Source organism: Bifidobacterium hominis, from assembly GCF_040095915.1.
In the GTDB taxonomy this organism is placed as follows: Bacteria; Actinomycetota; Actinomycetes; order Actinomycetales; family Bifidobacteriaceae; genus Bifidobacterium; species Bifidobacterium hominis.
Genome location: NZ_JBBMFR010000008.1, coordinates 99,786 through 122,427, shown reverse-complemented (window position 1 = coordinate 122,427; position 22,642 = coordinate 99,786). Strand labels below are relative to the sequence as shown.

Below are 22,642 nucleotides of genomic sequence, written 5' to 3'. Positions count from 1 at the left end.
AGAAAACAAAAAGCCTTGCCCCCACGAGGAGAACAAGGCTTCACATGTTTGCCACGGCGTTTTTCAGTCCAGCAACACCACGACGATCGGCGTGACAAGCCCATTACTCTGCTGCACATTCGAGATTCCCAAGGTCTGGGCGACATTCTCGGCGGTGGCCTTATCGGTTTCGTTCTGATACCAAACCACGGTCTGCGAGGGAACGTTTCCCGTCGGATTACTGGCGGAAACGCTGGTGTACCCGGCTTGGGTCAGCACATCGACCTTGCTCTGCGCATAACCGGTGATGTTCGTCGCATTCACCACGCGCACCTCGGTGCCCGTGTTCACGACCTGCTGCGCAGTAGCGTTATCCGTCTGCTCGGCATTCTGTTCGGCGTTTTGCTCGTTTTGTTCGCTTTGCTGCGAGCCGGTCGACGAATCGGTATTGGATGCGTCCGCCTCATTGCCAGAAGCGGAGTCGGATCGGGACTCGGACTTGCTCTTGCCGCTCTTGCCGCTCTTGGCGCTCTTGGCCTTTTCGGCACTTGAAGCAGTCGAACTCTCCTGCGACGACCACGGCATCTTCAGATTGTTGATCTCACCCGAGTAAACGCCCCAGAACAGCAGACCAGCAAGCAGCGCCACGATGATGACAATGACGTACGGCACGGCACGGGACGCCGCAGAACGCGCGCCACGGTGAACGCCCATAGGCCCCGACGGAGGATTATCGTACACATCCTTCTCGTAGGAATCGTAGGTCTCCTTGTCCTGCTTAGCCATATTGCAAACCTCGTTTCTCACACACTTATCTGCCAAGTGTACCGACCACCTCAGTCAGAACGCAATCAAACCGCATTCCCACCCTATTCCGCACGTTCGTGAAACCATCCCGTGAAAACCAGACCATGCCAACCGTCAGGACCGCAACACGTCGTACAGTAAGGTTCATGACACAAGCGCACATCAAACCATTGAAAGACCTCGTGGAGCCCGGATGGGCGGACGCCCTCGCCGAAGTCGAGCCACAGGTGCACCACATGGGCGATTTTCTCCGAGGGGAGATCGCAGCCGGACGCCGATACCTTCCGGCTAGCGCGAATATTCTACGCGCGTTCACCATTCCGTTCGACAGCATCAAGGTGCTTATCGTAGGACAGGACCCCTACCCCACCCCCGGACATCCGGTGGGACTGAGCTTCTGCGTGGCACCGGAAGTCAAGCCGATCCCTCGCAGCCTGACCAACATATACAAGGAACTGACGGATGATCTCGGCATCCCCATGCCAGCGAACGGCGATCTGACGCCTTGGACGAACCAGGGCGTCATGCTGCTGAACAGGTGTCTGACCGTCGAAGCGGGCAAGCCCGGCAGCCACCAAGACAAAGGATGGGAGATCGTCACTGACGCTGCGATCAGGGCGCTCAACAACCGCTGCAATCCCGACGGCAGCGTCAAACCCTTGGTCGCCATTCTGTGGGGACGTAAGGCGCAAACGTTGGAGCCGCTGCTCACCAATGCGTTCATCATCAAGTCGCCCCACCCAAGCCCCATGTCAGCACGATATGGATTCTTCGGATCCAAGCCGTTCTCACGCGCCAATCAAGCGCTCATCGCCGCAGGTGAAAAGCCTGTGAATTGGTCCCTTCCGTCAGCTTAACCCGTTACAGTAGCAATCATGGCTTTATTCCCTCCAAAAAATCCGGCACCGGCCCCGGCCCCCATTCCCATGCCGGCCGTCAGCAAACCAAGCACGTTGTCTGCGGAAGACATCAACCGCGCGAAGCAGATCGGCGCACGAATCCGCGCACGCTTCGCACAGACCTTGGTGGGGCAGGACAATCTTCGCGAATCGCTGATCACCACACTGGTGGCAGGCGGCCACATTCTCATCGAATCCGTTCCTGGTCTGGCCAAGACCACGGCAGCGCAAACGCTGGCGACCTCTGTGTCCGGATCGTTCAAAAGGGTGCAGTGCACCCCAGACCTGATGCCGTCAGATCTGGTGGGCACCCAGGTCTTCGATTTCGCCACACAGAAGTTCTCCACGCAGATCGGACCCATCCACGCCAATTTCGTGCTGCTCGACGAAATCAACCGTTCGAACGCGAAAACACAGTCGGCCATGCTTGAAGCCATGGCCGAAGGAGCCACCACCATCGGAGGCCAGCGCATTGCGCTGCCGAAGCCTTTCATGGTCATCGCCACGCAGAACCCCATCGAGGAGGAAGGCACGTTCAACCTTCCTGAAGCGCAGATGGACCGTTTCATGATGAAGGCGGTCATGACCTATCCGACCGCCCAAGAAGAGCAGCGCATGCTCTCCATGCTTACCCGTCGCGGTTCCGACACCTTCGATTCACGAGTGCTCACCGGAGATGTCGTATCCATCAGCGACGTTGAATTTCTGCGCTCCGCCGCCCGCCGCGTGCATGTCTCCGACGCGATCATGAAATATGCGGTCGATATCGCGGCCACATCACGAGGGGCAGGCACCAAGCCGGTGCAAGGACTGTCCACGCTGGTACGTCTCGGAGCCTCGCCGCGCGCATCCATCGCGCTGATCCGTATCGGACAGGCCAACGCACTGATGCAGGGACGCGACTATGTGATTCCGGAAGATGTCAAAACCTTCGCCCATGAGGTGCTGCGCCATCGCATTCTGCTAACGTTTGAGGCTCTTGCCGACGGCATCACCAGCGACCAGGTGGTGGACTCCATCGTTCAGGCGGTTCCCGTTCCATGATCGACGCAATTCGTTCCGAAGATCCGATCCGCAGCAAGATCGAGGCTCTCGGAACCACGTTGAGTCTGCCGACCGTCCGTAAAGCGCTTGGCATTCTTGAGGGCGCGCATGCGTCGGACAAACGTTTCGGCGCCAACGATGTCATGGACATCCGTGTCTACGAACCCGGAGACGAGGCGAAACGGATTGATTGGAAGACCAGTGCCCGTGCCGGACGCCCAATGGTGGTGCAGCGGGAACGCCCATGCACCTCGCGGGCCTGGCTTCTGCTCGATGTCGGGCAGGAGATGACCGGTACCTGCGTTTCCGGTGAGCAGGCGCACCAAGTCGCAGCCAACGCCTTGTGCATGTTCGCCGCACTCAGCCTGCGCCGAGGGGACGAAGTGTCCATCGTGTTCGGCGACGCAGGCTCGATCACTCGCGTGCCTTTTAATGGCGGACTCGCGCAATTCGAGCATACGTTGGACGATGCATTGCAACGTGATTGGAGCAAGCCCCGCAATATCGACGCCCTGCTGGAGTATGCCCGCCGCATTCGCGACAGGGATGCGCTGGTCATACTCGCCACCGACGAGCACGCACTCGAGGAACGTCATATGGAATCCATCCGCAGGATCGCAAGAACCCACCCTATGGTGCTTATTGACGTGGCCACCATCAATCCATTCGACGACACACACGCACGCACGGTGTTCGACGCAGGCAGCGATCGTCGCGTCCCCGCGTTCCTACGCACTGGCAAAACAGCACAGGAGGTTCGCACGCACCGCGAATATCTGTCCGCATCCGTCCGGCATGAGTTGAATCGTTGCGGTTCCACCGTGATCCGCGCCGATTCAAGCGAACGCATGTTCCGCGAATTCGTTCGGATGGTATCCGTTTCCCTGGCCCGCTCCACGCGCAATCAGCTGAAAGCCCCGTCCGCACTCACCCTGGGAGGCAAGGCATGATCATCACCTTGTCCGACAACGGTTTCGACACGATGGATCCGATTCATATCGAAACGGGCCTGGGCATCGTCATCGCAGTGTGCCTCGCCATTGCCGCGGCACTCGTCATTCTCGTGGTGTGGCTGTCGCGTCCGAACCGCAAGCCCACGAAAAAAGCCAATCATGGACGTCATGATGCGGCCACGGGCACGTCGGTATGGCACGAACGCATCGATGATGTGGTTGCCCGTCACGCCAAGGGCGATCTTACGAGGGAGAACGCGTTCGCTTTGCTTGCAGCCATCGCAAGGGATTTCGCATCCGCAGCCACCGGCAGCGATGTGCGCAGCCAAACGCTCACCGACATTGAAGCGACTCCACGCACGACAGGCAATCAGCATGGTCTCACCTTGCTCAGGCAGACCATCGAAGCGTTGTATCCTCCGGAATTCGCTGACGCCGAACGCAATCACACCGCCAGGGAGGCCACTGTCGAACAAGCTGGAGAGTGGGTTGCCAATCTTGTGGAAAGGTGGCGATGAATGAAATTGTCATGGCACTGGCCGTGGGCCGGTTTCGCAGGACTGATCGTGGCATTGGCCGTCGTCGCCGTCATGGTGCTGGTCGACGCAAAACGCAAACATGCCGATACTGGAGCCGCACGAACGTTCAGCTTGGATGACGATCTCAACACCGAAACCGCGTCGAAGCTGTTCCGGCAGTGGCGCACGCTGTCGCGCATGGCCGCTGTTCTGCTGGTGGTCGCGTTGGCACTGACGATAGCACTGGTGGCACGCCCCAGCACCGTGGACGAAGGAGAGGAACGCGCAAGCAGCCGCGATATCGTGCTGTGCTTGGACGTGTCTGGATCGACGTTGCCTTACGACCGAGAAGTGATCGACACCTACCGCAGATTGGTTGATAGCTTCAAGGGCGAACGCATCGGATTGAGTATTTTCAATTCCACGTCACGTACCGTGTTTCCGCTGACCGACGATTATGAGCTGGTATCCGAGCAGCTCGACAAGGCCAGCACGATACTGAAGGGCGTTGAATCGCAAGATGATATCGACAAGATGAAAGACAGCGACTATCAGGCGATTTCCGACTGGCTGGAGGGCACTCAGAATCGCAAGGACGCCACTTCCCTGATCGGCGACGGCGTAGTGAGCTGTGCGGCCATGCTGCCCGGCTTCGCCTACGGCAGCGCCAATGCGGACACCTCGTCCCGCCAACGTGCCGCTTCCATTGTGCTCGCCACCGATAATGTCGTTTCAGGAGATCCGACATACACGCTTCAGGAAGCACTCGACCTGACCAAACAGGCGGAAATCACGGTTGACGGGCTTTTCTCCGGACCACAGCAAAGCGAATCGGAGCAGACCACCAATCAGTTCAGATCCGAAATCGAATCACATGACGGTGTGTTTCTCACGCAATCGAACGGCGCTTCCGTTGCCGAACTGGTCAGACAAATCGAATCGCGCCGCAGCCACGAAAGCGCGTCAAGCAGCAGAGCCGCCATGTCGGACGCGCCCGGATGGTGGACATTGGCGCTGGCTGTGGTAATGGTGTTCTGGCTGATATTGGCTTGGAGGTTGAAGCGATGAATCATCTGACGCTCTCCCCCGCTTTGGGTTGGCCCGTCGGCTTGGCGATCGCCGTGACCATGCTGGCTTGCGCAGTCGCGCAGATCGTGCTGCATATCCGCAGACGGGGACAAAGCGACGAAACCGTCTGGGCTTGCGCAAGACGTTCCCTTGCCTGCATGCTCGTGGCCGTTATGGCATTGACCCCAAGCATCGTCTCGTCCACGAATAGCCGCGCGATCAACGCCACCGATGTGGTGGTGGCGGTCGACGTGACCGGTTCCATGGCGGTCAAGGACGCGCAATACGGTTCCGCCGAGCAACTCAGCCGTCTGGATGTTTCCAAGCAGGCCGTGAAGGACATCACCGCCATGTACCCGAATTCCAGTTTCGCGGCATTGCGATTTGGAGCTTCGGGGACATTGGATGTTCCATTGACACCCGATTCGAAAGCGATCGACAATTGGGCGGATACGCTCGCACCGGAATCGACTTCCGTTTCGGCCGGTTCGACTTTGGATGTGCCGATTGACCAGTTGCTGTTGACATGCAAGTCGATTCATGAGCAGCATCCGGATGATGCTATTGTGCTGTACCTGATTTCGGACGGCGAACAGACATCTTCGAAAACACGTCGTACGTTCTCATCATTACGCCGTTACCTTTCCGACGCGTTCACCATTGCCGTCGGCAGCGAACAAGGGGGTAACATCCCCATGACCGGCGATGGTGTGAACGAAGGCGACGGACAGTGGTTCACCGATCCGGAAACCGGTGAACCCGGCGTATCACGCATGAACGCCGACGAAATGAACACCATCGCCGACGAACTCAGCGGAACCGCCATCCAACTCAACGCGACAACAACCATGAACGACGGAGCCTCCAAAGAGGCATCCGACAAATGGCGCGTCACACAAACCACCAAACAACGCACGAGAACCGTCGCCGTGGTCTGGCCGTTCGCCATTGCCGTGGCGCTGCTCCTGGCTTTCGAAGCCGGAGCATGGATCACGCAATCCAGGAGGCTGCTGTGAACACGACCGTCAAAGCACGCGCATCCTTGCCTGTCCGCATCATCATCGCCGTCACCGCGGCCATTTCAATCGCCGTGGGCGCGCTTGCCATAGTGAATCTCGCTTCCGTAAGCAACTACAATCAAGCCACGAACAGCCTGAACGCGAATATCAAGGCCAGCCAGCAGCAGGACGCCGATTTCGACAAATTGCAGACCCAACAGCAGCAGACCGACGCCCAATTCCGTGAAGCCGGAGCGGCAGGCGTGTTGTTGTTGCCGAACGTGCGTTCATCCATCGAACATAACGCCGCCATCTCGGCAAAACTAACCGAATCCATACGCAAGAAGATCCATTCAATGCAGGATTCAGGAAAATCCGATACCGACACCGCCATCGAAGGCGGGCAGTCCGTCACCGACGGCAATCAAGGCAACGGAAGCACATTGACCGACGAGCAGCGTCAGAAAGTCGAGGAGCTTCTGGCGCAGAACGCGCAATCCACCCAATCCGATTCCAATGATTCCGGTTCTGCCGCCAAACAGGATTCCGACGGAACGTCCTCACCTGCAAAACCTTGGTAAAGGGGGTCTCTTTCAAAGAGTTATCCACAGGCATGCCGACGTGCTCTCGTTGATTTTCCAACGACGACACGCCGGCAACTTGTTTTTTTGACCATCCTCCGACCACAGGCCTCGCCCTCCACACCACGACAGCCGACCGACGTGTTCCAATACAGCTATGAACACTTCAATCGCATACCCGTTCGTCCCCTCACTGGGCTACGACCCCATCAACGCCCTGACCTCGATGCCAGGCATGCCCTGCCATTGCCGTACCGGCATACACGCCACCCAAACGCTGATCAACGCCAAACTCACTTCCGCATCACAGCGCCTCGACGATCTCGACGCCGCGCTCGCATCCAGTTCACTACCCAATTGGGCGGGAATCGCCGCCGAATCATATCGCGCGCGGCTCGATGAGTTACGCAAGCAATCCTTGGCGCTGCGAGACGCGCTCAACGACACCTCACGCATCCTATGGTCGGTAGGTGCGGTATGAGCTGGCAAGTGACCGCCAGAGTCAGCGGCGGATGCAAATATTCCACAGAGGAAACCGAAGCCTATCTGCGTGCCGCGAAAGCGCTCAGCCATGCGGCCGACGAGCTGAACCGCGCCCATGACTCGTTCCGGGCATTGAGGCTTCAGCTTTCCACCTATCCCTATGCGTCATCGGCCGTCGTCCTGCTATCCGGATCAAACTCCTACTGCAATGCCGCAGATCATATCGAATTGCCATACGATCAACTCATCGAACGTTGCGACGGCCACGCGAGCGCACTGGGAGCGATGGCGGCACGATTGTCTGAATTATCGGCATTGATCATTCGTGCGCAATCCCTGTATTCCCATGTCGATGACGCCGGCAGAAAGGCCTTGAACGAACTTCTGCAATTGACGATCACAGCATTCCCGAAGGAGTCGATACTTATCGGCACGGCCATGTCCGCCTTGGGATACGTGATGGGTTCCATCAACGAAGGCAAATCCAACCCCATCTACCTGTTGGATTCGTTGGATTGGGCGCAGGAAGGCATTATGGGCGCGGCCGGCGCCGCGATCAGCAGATACGGCAAGGTCAAAGGCCTGCTGCATACCGACGAAGTCAACCATGCGGCCGACACCATTTCCAACGCAACGTCGCGTGGCTACAACCTGATTCAGGGCAACAACCTCACCGTCACCCGAGTCCGGCCGAAAACCGAAGTGGTTCGAGAATCGCATAGCGTGAGCGAAGCGATGGAAGATCTTCGGCGTCTCGGCGAGGAACGTCTCGGCAAAGCCGATCTCGACAGCGGGCTTGAGTACGGTACCATCGCCATCTCCAAATACCGCAGAACCGATGGCACCAACTCATGGCTCGTCACCATTCCCGGCACCGACGGCCAGCCGGACTCCCCGTTCGGATGGCCGCAGAACGTTGAGCTTATGAGCTCCCACAGCAAGCAGCGTATGGAGGCGGACAGCGCACGCATGGTCCAGGAGGCCCTGAAGCAGGCCGGCATCAAATCCGATGAGCCGGTCGCACTGATCGGGCATTCGCAGGGCGGCATCGTCGCCGCCACCATCGCATCGGATCTGAAGGACGATTATGACATCAAACATGTGGTCACCGCCGGATCGCCCGTCGCCAACCATCCGATTCCAGACAAAACGTGGGTGACCAGCGTGGAAATGGACGACGAGCTTGTGGCAGCCCTCGACGGCGCGGCCAACCCCAATTCCGAACATTGGCTGACCGTACGCGGCACCGCAAGCAAGTCCGACAACAATCCGGAATCAACGTTCGCGGGAACTCCCGTCACAGATGCTCCCGACAACAAGGAGATCACGCATTGGCTGAAATATCATCAAGCCGCATACCAGAACGCAACCGATATGGGATCATCCGCCGTGAAAACCCACGAACGACATTTCGATGAGATTCTCGACGGCGACCTGCAGGAGGTCATGTATTTCGAAGGACGCATGAGCAAATGAAAGCACACAGCGGTCAGCCGCAGCCGAGCGGAACCGATAACGCAGGATAGGCGTCATCCACCGAACGGACAGATATCCGAATCTCGTTTACGGCTGAACGTATGCTGTTGCCTATGAAGCTTACTGATATTTCCCCTGCAATCGCATTGACCCCTCTTGACGGCCGCTACCATGGGCAGACCGCTCCTCTTGTCGAATATTTGAGCGAACCGGCATTGAACCGCGAGCGCATGCGTGTGGAAGTCGAATGGATGATTTTGCTTGCCAACGGTTTTGAAGGCAACGGAAACCAGACCATCGTTCCGGGCGTCAAGCCGCTTACCGATGAGGAGCAGGCGTTCCTGCGCTCCATTCCTGAGGATTTCGGCGCTGAAGGCATCGCTCAGCATGCTGCTCATGAGGCCAAAACCCATCATGACGTGAAGGCCGTGGAATATTACATCGACGATCAGCTTGACAAGGCCGCCGACGTGCTCGGCCATGAAACCCAGCTGACCGGGCTCAAGACCCTGGTGCATTTCGCCTGCACATCCGAAGACATCAACAACCTGTCCATTGCCCGCTGCGTGAAGAACGGCATCGAGAACGTGTGGCTGCCGGGTGCGCAGGCCATCCTCGACCATCTGGCTCAGAAGGCCGAGGAATACCGCGACAAGGCCATGCTGTCGCTGACCCATGGCCAGCCGGCTACCCCGACCACGCTGGGCAAGGAGCTTGCGGTGTACGTGTACCGTCTGAACCGCCAGCTGAACAAGGTCAAGGCTCAGGAATATCTCGGCAAGATCAATGGCGCTACCGGCACGTTCGGCGCGCATTTGGCCGCATGCCCGGACGTGGATTGGGTTGCCGTCTCCCGTGAGTTCGTCACCAACCGCATGGGTCTGACTTGGAATCCGTTGACCACGCAGATCGAATCGCACGACTGGCAGGCCGAGCTGTACGGTACCATCAGCCATACGAACCGCATTCTGCACAACCTGTGTGTGGATGTATGGATGTACATCTCCCGTGGTGTGTTCGCCCAGGTTCCCGTCAAGGGCGCCACCGGATCCTCTACCATGCCGCACAAGGTCAATCCGATCCGTTTCGAAAACGCTGAGGCGAATCTGGAGATCTCCTGCTCGCTGCTTGACACCTTGTCCGCAACGCTCGTCGAGTCCCGCTGGCAGCGCGATCTGACCGATTCCACCACACAGCGCAATATCGGTTCCGCACTGGGCTATTCCGTGCTGGCACTCAACAATCTGATGGGCGGCCTGAATTCCATTCATCCGAACGACATCGCCATCGAAGCCGAGCTGGATTCCAACTGGGAGGTGCTTGGCGAGCCGATTCAGACCGCCATGCGCGCCTGCGAACTGGCAGGTCTGCCAGGCATGGACAAGCCGTACGAGAAGGTCAAGGAACTCATGCGCGGCCATGAAATCTCCAAGGACGCCGTCGAACAGTTCATCGACCAGCAGGCGTTCGACGATGCCACAGCGGCTCGCTTGAAGGCACTGACTCCGGCAACATATACCGGTGTCGCCGGCAAGCTGGTGGATTTCGACCGCTGAATCACGACTGTCGAATAAACACTAAAAACCATGCATCTTGAGGGTGGCCACGTATTTCGTAGCCACCCTCAAGGCGTATTATCGAATGCAGTGGGGCAATATGACCCACCTGAAGCCAATCTCATACGTATGGAGCAAGTCAACAGTGTCTCACTCCCCCGAAGCCAATAAGCCCAAACCGCATATCGACGATGTGCCACCGAAACGCAGCCGTGATTTCGCCGATTTAACACATGCGTTCTTCGCACTGGTGCTCGGCATAGGCGTAATACTGTTCTCCGTGTATCTGCACGGCACCGCATCCGGCGTGGAATCCGACGTTCGCTCCGCAGGACGCGTGGTCAGCTGGCTGACGGATGTGCCATCCTCCCTACTGCAGCAACTTGCCATCGTATGCATCACCGTCAGCGTGCTCATCCAGCTGCTCGCATCCAAAGAATGGCTGCAAAGCGTGGTTTCCGTGATGTCCCTCATCTTCGGATTCTTCGCAGTATGGGGCGTATCCGCACTGATCAGCAATTCCAACAATGCCATGCTGATCATTCCGCTACAATCCAACAGCACATCCGTAGGCACCGGACTGCTTCCCGATTTTTACGCCGCCATGACGTCATTCCTCACCGTTTCAGGCCCACGTCGTATCCGCTCATGCACCAAATGGGGATGGAACGTACTGTACGCCGTGGCGATGCTGATGGTTGTGCTTTCATGGAATTCGCTGGCCGGCGCCATTACATCCTATGCCATAGGCCGCGTTATCGGCATGCTGATTCGTTTCGCCATCGGCACGCAGAACAATGGCGCCTGGGGCACACAGATCGAGCAATCATTACGTTCCATCGGCATTGACGTATCACTACTTACACGCAGAGTCGCCCCATACGCCGATTCAGGAGTATTGAAAGCCACATTAGATGATGATTTAATCGAAAATTCCCGTATTTACGATGTCGTCGATTATGAAGGCACGCAATACACCGTTTCCGTGCTCGACAATCAGGTACATGCAGCCGGCTACCTCAATCAGGTGTGGCAGTGGCTTCGCCTGACCGGTGTTTCCATGCGCCGTGACCGTTCCTCCGTCGACGCCACGCACCACCATTACGCCATGATTCTCGGCCTAGCCAACGCCGGCCTGAAAACTCCGAGCGTATACGGCGTGGCCGACTATGGAGAATCCTCCATTCTGGTATTCCACCGCAACCACATGCCATTGGAATGCAACCAAAACACCATGTCCGACCATGACATGGAAACATTCATGGAATACCTCGCAGCAGCACATCGCCATGGTTTCACACATCGGCGCATCACCCCCGACACCTTGTCTCGCATGGAAAACAATCAACCGGTAATTGCCGGATGGCAGAATGGCGACTACGGCAGCGCATCGCCAAACTTCGCCCTTGACAAAGTACAGCTTCTCGTATTGCTTGCGACATTGAACGGCGTCGACCGTGCGATCGCCTGCGCTCGCAGGACCTGGGGCGATGAGCAGCTCATCAATCTGGCGCCTTTTGTGCAAAAAGCCGCCGTTCCCGCCGCGACGCGCACTCTGCCGGGTTGGGATAAGAAGATGCTTTCCGATCTACGTACACGGATTTCCGCGCTCGCCCCGCAGGATGTTGCGGATTCGATGGAAAAGGTCACGCTATCGCGATTCAGCTTCCGTTCCTTCTTCGCCATCGCCTTGCTGGTGGTTGCCGTATATGTGGTGTTCACACAGATACAGCCGGCCGAGATGATCAAAGCGGTCAGAGACGCGAATCTTGCTATGGCCTTGGTTTGCGTTGCTCTCGGTTTTATCGCATGGCTAGGTTCCGCCATCACCTTGGGTGTGTTCATGGATTCTGACAAGCGCAATACGATCGGCTTGTTTTGCTCTCAAATGGCATCCGGCTTCACCGCCGTTTCCATGCCGGCCGGTGTCGGTCCCGCGTTCGTCAACCTTCAGTTCCTACGTAAAAGCGGCTATCGTAGCACCGCTGCGACGGCGGTTATGAGCGCGGTCTGGGCCGTGCAGGGAGGCACCACCATCGTGCTGCTGCTGATGATCGGCCTGTTCACGGGGCGCAATACCTTGTCCGGCATGATTCCGACGAATACGCTGATCATGGTGATCGCCCTCGTCGCGCTGGTCGTATCGGCGGCCATGGCGATTCCTCCGGTACGTCATTTGGTGACCGAGAAATATCTTCCGATGGCAAAGGCCTACGCACGCAATCTAGTCGACGTTCTCGCACGTCCGAAGGAACTGGCTTTCGGCATAGCGGGCGCTTTGGTGCTCAACCTTGCGACCGGACTGGGCTTCTGGGCCGCGTTGATGGCGTTTGGGTATCACACGAATCCCATAGAGACCACGTTCATCTTCCTGCTTGCCAATACTTTGGGGTCCGCAGTTCCCACACCTGGTGGTCTGGGTGCCGTGGAAGCCGCGCTGTCGGTGGCGTTCACCGCCGTGGGCATTCCCTCCACCATTGCCGTGTCCGCTACTCTCGTCTACCGAATCGCCTTCTACTGGCTGCGAATTCCGGTCGGCGCGCTGGCTATGAAATGGCTCGACAGGCACAATTTGATCTGACAAACGCCCCCGTACGCTTCGGTTTACCCCCTATTTATAAAAAAAGCGCCCAAAGCCCTTATAAAATGCCGTTTCCCTCATAATAGTGCGCTAATATCATAAAGAACGTGGATGTTCGTAATCAGAATGTCCCCTGATCCAAGAAGGATGCTTTATGGCATACAACAAGTCTGATCTCGTCTCGAAGATCGCTCAGAAGTCTAACCTGACCAAGGCACAGGCTGAGGCAGCTGTGAACGCTTTCCAGGACGTGTTCGTCGAGGCAATGCAGTCCGGCGAAGGCCTGAAGCTGACCGGCCTGTTCTCCGCTGAGCGCGTCAAGCGCGCCGCACGCACCGGACGCAACCCGCGCACCGGCGAAACCATCGAGATCCCGGCAACCTACGGTGTTCGCATTTCCGCCGGTTCCCTGCTGAAGAAGGCTGTCACCAAGTAATCATTGCGATGATGGACGATCAGATGCCCCGACCACGATGGTCGGGGCATCTGTTTTTTCTGATTCCCGCATGCAACCGTTTCTCAGGTTGATTCTGCGCTAGACTATGCATATTAGACATCGTGTCCATATAGATGGGGAATCTCATGACCGACCAACGCAAAGAAGTCATCAACCAACTGCACGAACTCAACATCTTGATACTGCACACTAAGCTCAAGGCGACGCGCACACAGAGCGTGCTTCGCGCCGCGACACGGGTACGCAACGTCGAAGCGGCCCGTCGGGGCGTGGCGCCACTACAGCAGCTTCCAAAATCATCAGGCACGGCAGCGCATATGCTTGACTGTCTGAACGAAGAGGAGCTTTCCACTCTCAGCGAACTTCTGCGGCGTATCATCGACAACACCGACACCAGACTCCTCGACGAAGAGTACGCGGAACGACGCAAAGCCATCCATGAATTTCTTATGCTGAATCACACAGACACGGAGGTGCGGGAATGAGCGACGAGCAGGAGGCCACTCCCGAGGCAAACGACCCCAAACCAATTCGTATCGGCAAACGATCCCTATTCGCTCCAAGTGAGGCCGTGGCCGTGGAACAGCATTCCGTGACGCCTCACGTGTCACGCACCCGTTATGGAACCGCGCGCGTCGAAGGTCGTCTCTCCTCCCCCAATGCGCGAGTGCCCGAAGTCATATCGCAGCATTGCGGCGGCATCACAGTCAAAGGCCATACTCTCAAATCGTTCGCCTATACCACCGATGCCGTGATTATTCGCAACACCAATGCCAACGCCATTCTCGCCGTCTACCCGTTCACCGGCGAGCCGGTTATCACACAAGCGCTGCTCACTGTAGCCCAAATGCCGTTGTTCGTGGGCGTGGGCGGTGGCACCACCACAGGTCCACGTGTGGCCGAATTGGCTATGGTAGCCGAAATGCAAGGCGCGGCAGGCGTTGTCATCAATGCGCCAGCTCCTGCGGAAACCATCGAGACCACCATGTTGATGGTTGACATTCCAGTCATCGCCACAGTCACAGAAGACGATGAGATCACCGAATGCAAGATCCTTGCCGGCGCGGCTATCATCAATGTGGCGGCAGGCGCACGCACCGCTCAGGTTGTGGCAAGCATCCGCATGCATCACCCGGAAATCCCGATTCTCGCATCAGGAGGCGGTTCCGAAGAACGCATTCTCGCTACCATCGAAGCGGGTGCGGACGCCATTACATGGACGCCGCCAAGCGCGCAGCAGCTGCAATCGCAGATGATGGCGAAATACCGCGGTGAAGCCTGACTTGAATCGGTCTAAAACGACACTAACCGCTTTAGAATCACGTAACGAAATAGCGGAACACGAATACGAGAGTGGGGCACGGTCCATAAACCTCGACCGTGCCCCACTCTCGTAGATGCATGCAGACCATCTATGCCAAAGCATCAAGCATGGCCTGGAAATCCTCGTTCCCTTCACATTGAAATGGATCGAGCAAGACCATGTCCATCTTCTGCGGCGTCTGCAACGACAACCTGGTCCAATCGCAGGAATACTGCGCGCCATACGCCTTGGCCGCGCAGACAAACCTGCCACGCAATGCGGCACGTGTATCTGCCGGAGGCGTGGTGCGGGCCTTCTGAGCCTGCCGATCGCCAATCAATGAACACAAAGCCCCACGACGAAGCAACGAGTCATACAACGTGCCGTTGGCCACGTCATGATAATCCAAATCCAGTTGCTCCAATTTACACTGTGCAACCTTCCCACCGGAACGGGTACGCAGCGCTTCGAACAGGCGATGCTTGCACACCCAGTCCACCTTGCCGCTCAAGGCATCCACATTGCCGGAACGGAATGTTTCCAACGCATTGCGCCACAGACGAATCACATCGTGCACATCGGTGCGAGGCAACGACGAAGCCACTTCCGGATGCTCATCCACGAACTGTTCCACAGTCTGCAGATAACGTTCCTGCATGGCTACGGCACCACCCTGCAACGTCGATCCGTCGGCCATGTCGAACGACGCATTCACGCCGCTCAGATCATGGCTGACTGCACGATTGGCAGCGCCGGGATCCGTGAACGCGAAACGTGAGAATCCCGATTCATGCCCTTCACGCCCCGCCTGTTCAATGACACACAACACCAGATGCGTGGTGGCAAGCTTCATCATCGTGGCCCATTGGGAACGATTTGAATCGCCGATGATCACATGTAGTCTCCGGAAAGCGTCGGGATCAGCGTGCGGTTCGTCCCTGGTGTTGACCATTGGACGCGATCTTGTGGTGGCCGACGAAACGGCCTCATCCAGAAAATCGGCGCGCTGCGTGATCTGGAAACCCGATTCCGTCACCCTGCCTGCGCCAGTGAACACCTGACGCGTGATAAGAAACGGCAGCAATTCGTGTTCGATGACTTCCAACGGTACAAAACGTCGTACCAAGTAGTTTTCATGGCATCCGAACGAATGCCCCGCGGAATCCACGTTGTTTTTGAACACATGCACTGTGGCATGCGCCCCGTGAGTGGAACGGAGCCTCTGCTGGGCATCCTGCGCAAGGTCACGCATCACCAGTTCGCCAGCCGCATCCACAGCCAGAGCATCCATGGGATCGCAGGCCTCGGACGTGGCGTATTCGGGATGCGAGCCGACATCAAGATACAGTCGCGAACCGTTTTCAATATACGTATTGGTCGATCGCGCGGAGGCAACGATCGGCTGGAACATCATCATTGCCGTCTGGCTGGCGTCGCATGGCGCATCCGCGCCAGTCACACTGACGCCATATTCGGTTTCAATGCCGAAAATACGAGCGAAAGAATGAACCTCACGCAACGTTCCCGCATCAAGCGGAGACGAGGAATGATTGCCGCTGTCTCGCAGCTGTGGCATCACTCGCCGCCTTTTTGCACGAAACTACCGACGTATTCCTCGGCATTGGACTCGAGCACCGATTCGATATCGTCAAGCACGGCATCCAACGCATCAGTGGTTTCGTCGACTTGCACACCGGCGGATTCGACAATGTCACCCACCTCTTGACCTGCGGATGCGGATTGAGCCTGTTCAAATTCCTGAGGCATGACGTTCCTCCCTGTAACTCCCGGTTGCAAATCTACAAAAAACACTGCGCCACACCTTATATCAGGTGTGGCGCAGCATGCAACGCTATGCCAAATACTGGCTCAGATCGTTGGTGATCAGGCCGTTGGTGGCCACCACATCGTTCTCCTGACGCCAGTGAACGCCTTCGCCGTTCCACTGGGTCAGATGGCCTTGAGCCTCCCAAATCACCATGGCACCGGCGGACACGGCAGGCACGTCCCACTCATGCAAGTGCGGTTCGAAATACGCGTCGTACGTGCCGTCGGCCACCTTGCACAAATCAAGGGACGCCGGGCCGACACGTTTAATATCGGCAGGACGCCCGGCGATCTTCGCCACCACATCGAGCGCGCGCTGCGATTCGGACGATACCGGGGACATGCCGAAACTCACCACCGAACCATCGAGGGATGAGGCGGTTGAAGGAATGATTTTCTCGCGTTTGTCTCCCAGCGGGGTCCTGCGAATACGGATCGCGCCGGATCCACGCACCGCAAGATACGTCAATCCCAACGCCGGAGCGTGCACGACCGAAAGAATCGGCTGTGCGGAGCACCGGTCGTTGAATTCGAATAATGTCACGGTGATGGTCCATTCCGGCATGTTGCGTGCGAAATTGATCACGCCGTCGATGCCGCCCACGCACCAGTATCGTTGGCCGGGATAACACTGCTCCGGCCTCAGCTGCCAGAAGCCATCGAACACGTCGACATAGGTCAGACGGTTGCTGATGAACTGCTGTAGGCGCTCGTCGGTGTTTGAAGTGAAGTGGAAGCAGTCTTCGGACGCTTCCAGTTTTCTCATGTCGCGCGGATTCGTCTGGTCGCTCAACGCATGCTTGCCTGCGTCCTGCAGGATGCGTGCGACTTCGAGGGCGATTTGCCTCAGTTCCATAGATATGCCTTTTCGTTTCCTCTGTACAGTCCCGGCACGTCCTCTCCTCAAAATACCGGGATGATGTTACCTGTTGTCAATGGTCGTTCTTCGCGACCAATTGATGGCAATGTTACCCGCACAGATAGCATTTCACCGTAACATTTCCAAAATCGATGCCGCATCTTGGACACGTTCACAATAGCCAGAACATTGAGATTTGCTATATTTCAGAGGGTCTGACATATCCAATGAGACCATCGGATTCTCCACGGTATTATCACCAATCGTTCGATGACGCACGGTGAGATGAGACCATGACGCAGCCACGACCTGCTCGGGGAAGCGACGAATAATCTCAGCACGCAACCACGCACGAGTAGCCGATGGCGCTTCAACCGAAGCCTGTTCCAACTGCTCGTCCGTGACCAGACGTTCCGTTTGGTCACGCAACCGATCGAAAATCGAATCGACGGGATCGATCGCAGCCCATTTCAAATCAACGGCCGCGATGCGCGCATCATCCCAGCCAGAGCCGATCTTACGCCGCAGCTTCTCCAACAACTGCCATTTCAACAGCCATTCGACACGGGAAGCTTCCCCACGCATCGCAAGTCGCATATCATCGTCGGCATGGCGAATGGCCGCCACATCGGCGAGCGCCTGCCCCCACATCACCATGATGTTGCGGGTGGAGCGGTCCGGCCACGCCGGTTCGCCAGACGCATCGGTCCCATACACCACGGCCGAGGCGGCATACACCAGGGAACGCAATGTGACTTCGATCTGCCATGCCGTGGTTTCGCCGCCGTATTCCAGCGGCAACGCGGCACCCAATGTAAGATCGTGCGACACCTCATGCATGGCGTGCACCGGATCGGCAAGAGTGACCGGCTTCAAGGCCTCATCCATGTTCAATCCCGCCTCTTCGGCATGTTCAAGCAGCCAAAGCAGCATGCTGGTGGTGCCAAGCTTCAGCGCTTGCGGCACATCCATACGGTTTGCGTCGCCGACAATCACATGCAGTCTGCGATATTCGTCGGTGCTATGCGATTCGTCCCGCGTGTTGATGATCGGCCTGTCGAACGTGGTCTGCAAACCGACTTTCATATGGAAGTAGTCGGCACGTTGGCTGAGCTGGTAGCCTGTGGTTTCGCTCCGCTCGCCAATGCCGACGCGACCTGATCCCGTGAAGATCTGCCTCGCCACAAAATGGGCCGTCATGAGTTTCGCAACCTGGTTGAATGGCACCGAACGCAGCATCATGTAGTTTTCGTGAGTGCCCCAGCTTGCGCCTTTGCCGTCGACGTTATTGCGATGCAGCACGATTGCGGTGCCGGTCTGTTCGCTGGCTTTGCGTGCGCAGACGCGCATGATGCAGTCTCCGGCATGGTCATAGAGCACGGCATCAAAAGGATCATTGGTTTCGGGAGACGAGTATTCCGGATGCGCATGATCCACATACACACGTCCGCCATTGGCTGCGATCACGTTGGTGATGTTGAGTTGCGGCGCGTCGGTAAGCAGGTCGGGATGTGCCGCGGCGCGTTCCAGTCTGGTGCCTCGCGCGTCGTTGATGGGGTCTTCCTGCCGATAATCCCAGCGGATATGCTTAGTTCGTTCGTTCGCCGCGGCCCCAACCACGTCAAACGACAATTGCACGGGATTGTAATGCCCAAGTTTCGGCGCCGAGACCGCATATTCGGTTTCCGTGCCCATAATTCGACGAACGCTCATCGATATGACTTCCTTTCGTCTGTTTTCACATTGTTCGACGGCATTACGCCACCTGGCGGATGCTGGTCACATGCCCGGCATCCAAACCGTTGATGCGGCTCCACTGCTCCGGATCGGCATCCAGCACCGCATCTTGGGTTTCCATGAATTCCTCGTCGACTGCTTTGGCCAGCAAGTCGACACCGATCGCCGCGGGCTGGCCATCCTCAATGGAGATCTTCACGGCGCGGGTTTTGGCACGATCCACAATGTTCTTCAACACCGCTCCAGACACCACATCTGCCAGATATACCGGATGCCATTGGCCATGCTCATCACGCACATCGCACAGATGCCGATGTTCGTCGTTGGCATAAATGTCGTTGACCAGCACGCCAATCAGGGCCTTCGCATCCAGTCCCGGCGCCAGCGGCAGGTCATCGGTCAGATAATGGCGGATGATCTGCGCCGCCTGTGCCAATTTCGGACGTTCCACACGAATCTTCACGTCCAAACGTCCAGGGCGAAGCACGGCTGGATCAATCATGTCGATACGGTTCGATGCGCCAATCACCATAACATTGTCAAGCGTTTCCACACCGTCAAGTTCGGCCAAAAATTGCGGAACAATGGTTGTTTCCACGTCCGATGACACTCCAGATCCACGCGTGCGCAGCAACGAATCCATCTCATCGATGAACACAATCACCGGCTTGCCTTCCGCGGCACGTTCGCGCGCACGCTTGAAAATCATGCGGATCAACCGTTCCGACTCGCCCACGAACTTATTGAGCAGTTCCGGCCCCTTCACCGACAGAAACACACCCCTGCCGCCGGCCGCGCCTTCGGCAAGCGCATTGGCTACGGCCTTGGCGATCAAGGTTTTGCCATTGCCCGGAGGCCCATACAGCAGCACACCTTTCGGTGGCTTCAAATCATACCGTTCAAACAGTTCACGATGCAGGAACGGCATTTGCACGGCATCGCGAATGCGTTCGATCTGCTCGTCCAAACCGCCAATGTCGGCAAACGTGACATCCGGCACTTCCTCAAGCACCAGATCAGCGTCATTCTGCGCGGGAACCAGCGCAAACGCGAATCGCATGGACGAATCGACCGTAACACGATCGGCCACATTGATCACAGCCTTCGCCAACGTGCCCGAACGGCGGACCAATGCAACATTACCGCCATTGTCGGCTACCAGTAATCGTCCATCATCAATAACCTGCTTCACCGTACGCACTGCACCCAACGTGTCGGTGTCAGCCTGCGAAACCACCACCATGTTTTCGTTGAGCAGCACGGTACGTCCCGCCTCAAGCCTGGACGCCTGCACATTCGCCGCAACCGGCACAATCATGCGTCGCGTACCGGAAATCACTTCGGCGCTGGCACGCTGTACACCCTGTTCGTCCGTTCGAGCGGAATACACGCGCACCATGGTGGCAAAGGTCATGGGAGGACCGGCCAACTGGTTCAGTTGCGCTTTGGCTTTGGTGAGCTCCTGAGTGGCGCGGTTCAATGCCTTGGCCAGCGCATGGTTCTTGGCCATCAACTGATCGTTTGCCTCGCCCAATGATGCCAACGTATCGTCACGCCGATCCATGCAGACCCCACTTCCAACACGCGGGAACACTCCGACAAACCCAAACCGGAATGCAACCGTCTCATACATTCACCCATTAAGAATACTCATTGTCCGCATGATTTCCGACAATCAAAACCATGCTTGAACAAGAATCGCCGAACATCGCACCCACGCCCACCCTTTCTCAGCCGGGTCTGCTGGTCATGGATGTGGATTCCACACTGATTGACGAGGAAGTCATCGACGAGTTGGGCGCCGCTGCTGGAATTGGCGAACAGATTGCGTCGATTACCGCACGCGCGATGAATGGCGAACTTGATTTTCGTGAGGCATTGCAGGCTCGCGTCGCATTGCTGAGGGATTTGCCGACTTCGGTATTCGATGATGTATATCGTCGTGTGCATTTTACGCACGGTGCGCTCGATTTGATTGATGCCTTGCATGCGCATGGTTGGAAGGTCGGCGTGGTTTCCGGCGGTTTTCATGAAGTCGTGGATCGTCTTGCCACCGACGCACATCTTGATTTTTGGATTGCGAATCGTTTGGAAGCCGCGGATGGCCGTCTGACCGGCCGTGTGCTTGGCGATATTATTACGAAAGATGTGAAGTTGCAGTCGCTGTATGATTGGGCTTCACACATGGGCATCAGTATGGACCAGACTGTTGCGGTTGGTGATGGGGCCAATGATCTGCCGATGATTCATGCCGCCGGGCTCGGTGTGGCGTTCTGCGCCAAGCCTGCGGTTCAGGCGGACGCTCCACATCGTGTGAACGAACGCGATTTGATGCGGATTCTTGATTTTCTTCGTTGATTTGCCAAGCTTCAACTCTTCTGATGATTCGAACCGCAGTATCACAAGCTTGATATAGCAAAAGTTGCCGTGTGAAATCATGAGATTCACACGGCAACTTTATACGGCCTACCTGTTTCCGACTTTACTTGCAGTAGGCGCCGTCGAGATGAGCACCTCTCGCCCAGTCGGCGGCACGCATGGCCTTTTTGCCTTGGGCTTTGACCTCAAGCAATTCCAGAGGATCTGAGGAAGTGCCCACCCATACGTTCTTCTTTCCGGCCACGATCCGCCCCGGCTCAAGCGAAGAGGGCGTGTTGGGATTGCCCATATCGGCGCTCTGCGCTCGAAGCACGTGCAGTATGGTCGGTTCGGCTTCAGCGTTGGCATGCAGTTCGCACCATGCGCCCGGATTGGGTGTGCAGGCCCGAATCTGACGATCCACCGCGAACACGGGAATGTCGAAACGAATATGCGCGTCTTCAACGGTGATCTTCTGAGCCACCTCATATGCGCCGGCAGACTGCTCCACCGGAGCGATCTGATCGTCGGCCATGGCCTGCAACGATGCGGCAAGCAGGTGCGATCCATCTTCGGCAAGACGGTTCAGAAGCTCGCCGGCAGTTTCGTGCGCTCCAATTTCCACGGTGGATTGCGCCAGAATCGGACCGGCATCCATGGCGCGCACAATACGGAACACCGTGGCACCAGTCACCTTTTCGCCGGCCCAAATGGAACGCTGCACAGGAGCCGCGCCACGCCACTGCGGAAGCAGCGAAAAATGCAGGTTATACCAGCCCATCGGCAACGCGTCGAGCACATCCTGCTTCAGGATTTTGCCGTACGCCACCACTGCGGCAGCCTGAGCTCCGGTGGCCGACAGTTCGGAAATGAAGGTTTCCTCGCTCGGATCGGATTCGATCACCGGCAGGCCAAGTTCAAGAGCGGCCTGCTTCACGGGATTCGGCACCAACTTGCGTCCACGACCGGTAGGCGCATCCGGTCGGGTGAGCACGGCGACCACTTCAAAATGCTCGGTGTCTTCAGCCAGCATCTTCAACGACGGCACAGCAACATCCGGAGTACCGGCAAACAGCACTTTCAGCATAGAAAGTCCTCCTTATCAAATCCTCATTCACATCGTTATCATCGTGGAATCATTCCGTCATATCAACAGCA

General features: G+C 57.2%; 22 protein-coding genes. 15 read left to right on the top strand and 7 right to left on the bottom strand.

Annotation, left to right across the window (positions count from 1 at the left end):
- Positions 1-63: 63 nt before the first annotated feature.
- A complete protein-coding gene (locus tag WMO36_RS07080) occupies positions 64-765 on the bottom strand; it encodes a LytR C-terminal domain-containing protein (RefSeq protein ID WP_099570777.1) in 702 nt (233 codons plus the stop codon).
- A 167-nt stretch (positions 766-932) separates the two neighbouring features.
- Here WMO36_RS07080 and WMO36_RS07075 point away from each other — a divergent pair, with 167 nt between their 5' ends.
- The 14 genes from WMO36_RS07075 to WMO36_RS07010 all read left to right on the top strand — a co-directional run bounded on the left by WMO36_RS07075 (position 933) and on the right by WMO36_RS07010 (position 14,682).
- A complete protein-coding gene (locus WMO36_RS07075) occupies positions 933-1,643 on the top strand; it encodes a uracil-DNA glycosylase (protein WP_099570778.1) in 711 nt (236 codons plus the stop codon).
- Positions 1,644-1,661: 18 nt separating this feature from the next.
- Positions 1,662-2,729, top strand: coding sequence for an AAA family ATPase (locus WMO36_RS07070; protein ID WP_099570779.1), 1,068 nt, complete (start codon positions 1,662-1,664; stop codon positions 2,727-2,729).
- Positions 2,726-3,679: a DUF58 domain-containing protein gene (locus tag WMO36_RS07065; protein ID WP_099570780.1), complete on the top strand. Its 954-nt coding sequence runs from the start codon at positions 2,726-2,728 to the stop codon at positions 3,677-3,679. Before WMO36_RS07070 ends, WMO36_RS07065 begins: the two co-directional genes overlap by 4 nt.
- Entirely contained in the window at positions 3,676-4,200 is a 525-nt protein-coding gene (locus WMO36_RS07060; RefSeq protein WP_099570781.1) for a hypothetical protein, read from the top strand. Before WMO36_RS07065 ends, WMO36_RS07060 begins: the two co-directional genes overlap by 4 nt.
- Positions 4,201-5,268 (top strand): vWA domain-containing protein, encoded by a 1,068-nt coding sequence (locus WMO36_RS07055; RefSeq protein WP_099570782.1) that lies wholly within the window; start codon positions 4,201-4,203, stop codon positions 5,266-5,268.
- Positions 5,265-6,284 (top strand): vWA domain-containing protein, encoded by a 1,020-nt coding sequence (locus tag WMO36_RS07050; protein WP_349077193.1) that lies wholly within the window; start codon positions 5,265-5,267, stop codon positions 6,282-6,284. The genes WMO36_RS07055 and WMO36_RS07050 overlap by 4 nt, the downstream gene beginning before the upstream one ends.
- Complete coding sequence (locus WMO36_RS07045; protein WP_099570784.1) at positions 6,254-6,847, top strand: DUF6466 family protein; 594 nt, start codon at positions 6,254-6,256, stop codon at positions 6,845-6,847. The genes WMO36_RS07050 and WMO36_RS07045 overlap by 31 nt, the downstream gene beginning before the upstream one ends.
- Before the next feature lie 157 nt (positions 6,848-7,004).
- A complete protein-coding gene (locus WMO36_RS07040; protein ID WP_099570785.1) occupies positions 7,005-7,328 on the top strand; it encodes a hypothetical protein in 324 nt (107 codons plus the stop codon).
- The gene (locus tag WMO36_RS07035) at positions 7,325-8,806 is read left to right on the top strand and encodes an esterase/lipase family protein (protein WP_349077192.1); all 1,482 of its coding nucleotides are present in this window, start codon (positions 7,325-7,327) and stop codon (positions 8,804-8,806) included. Before WMO36_RS07040 ends, WMO36_RS07035 begins: the two co-directional genes overlap by 4 nt.
- A gap of 113 nt (positions 8,807-8,919) precedes the next feature.
- Positions 8,920-10,362 carry an adenylosuccinate lyase gene (purB, locus tag WMO36_RS07030; protein ID WP_099595450.1) on the top strand — a complete coding sequence of 481 codons (1,443 nt, stop codon included), beginning with the start codon at positions 8,920-8,922 and terminating at the stop codon, positions 10,360-10,362.
- Positions 10,363-10,447: 85 nt separating this feature from the next.
- On the top strand, positions 10,448-12,943 hold the full coding sequence (locus WMO36_RS07025) for a lysylphosphatidylglycerol synthase transmembrane domain-containing protein (RefSeq protein ID WP_236824281.1): 2,496 nt from the start codon (positions 10,448-10,450) through the stop codon (positions 12,941-12,943).
- 154 nt (positions 12,944-13,097) lie between these two features.
- Positions 13,098-13,379 (top strand): HU family DNA-binding protein, encoded by a 282-nt coding sequence (locus WMO36_RS07020; protein ID WP_003808664.1) that lies wholly within the window; start codon positions 13,098-13,100, stop codon positions 13,377-13,379.
- Between the two features lie 146 nt (positions 13,380-13,525).
- The gene (locus WMO36_RS07015) at positions 13,526-13,885 is read left to right on the top strand and encodes a MarR family transcriptional regulator (RefSeq protein ID WP_099570789.1); all 360 of its coding nucleotides are present in this window, start codon (positions 13,526-13,528) and stop codon (positions 13,883-13,885) included.
- Positions 13,882-14,682: a dioxygenase gene (locus tag WMO36_RS07010; RefSeq protein ID WP_099570790.1), complete on the top strand. Its 801-nt coding sequence runs from the start codon at positions 13,882-13,884 to the stop codon at positions 14,680-14,682. Before WMO36_RS07015 ends, WMO36_RS07010 begins: the two co-directional genes overlap by 4 nt.
- A gap of 130 nt (positions 14,683-14,812) precedes the next feature.
- On the opposite strand, the gene pafA is transcribed toward WMO36_RS07010, so the two are convergent.
- The 5 genes from pafA to arc all read right to left on the bottom strand — a co-directional run bounded on the left by pafA (position 14,813) and on the right by arc (position 20,690).
- Complete coding sequence (pafA, locus tag WMO36_RS07005; protein WP_099570791.1) at positions 14,813-16,279, bottom strand: Pup--protein ligase; 1,467 nt, start codon at positions 16,277-16,279, stop codon at positions 14,813-14,815.
- Complete coding sequence (locus WMO36_RS07000; protein ID WP_099570792.1) at positions 16,279-16,470, bottom strand: ubiquitin-like protein Pup; 192 nt, start codon at positions 16,468-16,470, stop codon at positions 16,279-16,281. The genes pafA and WMO36_RS07000 overlap by 1 nt, the downstream gene beginning before the upstream one ends.
- An 85-nt stretch (positions 16,471-16,555) precedes the next feature.
- Positions 16,556-17,386: an inositol monophosphatase family protein gene (locus WMO36_RS06995; RefSeq protein WP_099570793.1), complete on the bottom strand. Its 831-nt coding sequence runs from the start codon at positions 17,384-17,386 to the stop codon at positions 16,556-16,558.
- Positions 17,387-17,518: 132 nt separating this feature from the next.
- Positions 17,519-19,102 carry a depupylase/deamidase Dop gene (dop, locus tag WMO36_RS06990; RefSeq protein ID WP_180753648.1) on the bottom strand — a complete coding sequence of 528 codons (1,584 nt, stop codon included), beginning with the start codon at positions 19,100-19,102 and terminating at the stop codon, positions 17,519-17,521.
- A gap of 43 nt (positions 19,103-19,145) precedes the next feature.
- Entirely contained in the window at positions 19,146-20,690 is a 1,545-nt protein-coding gene (arc, locus tag WMO36_RS06985; RefSeq protein WP_099570795.1) for a proteasome ATPase, read from the bottom strand.
- A gap of 119 nt (positions 20,691-20,809) precedes the next feature.
- Here arc and serB point away from each other — a divergent pair, with 119 nt between their 5' ends.
- Positions 20,810-21,484, top strand: coding sequence for a phosphoserine phosphatase SerB (gene serB / locus WMO36_RS06980; RefSeq protein WP_144171014.1), 675 nt, complete (start codon positions 20,810-20,812; stop codon positions 21,482-21,484).
- Positions 21,485-21,608: 124 nt separating this feature from the next.
- On the opposite strand, the gene fmt is transcribed toward serB, so the two are convergent.
- Positions 21,609-22,571 (bottom strand): methionyl-tRNA formyltransferase, encoded by a 963-nt coding sequence (gene fmt / locus WMO36_RS06975; RefSeq protein WP_099570797.1) that lies wholly within the window; start codon positions 22,569-22,571, stop codon positions 21,609-21,611.
- Positions 22,572-22,642 lie beyond the last annotated feature (71 nt).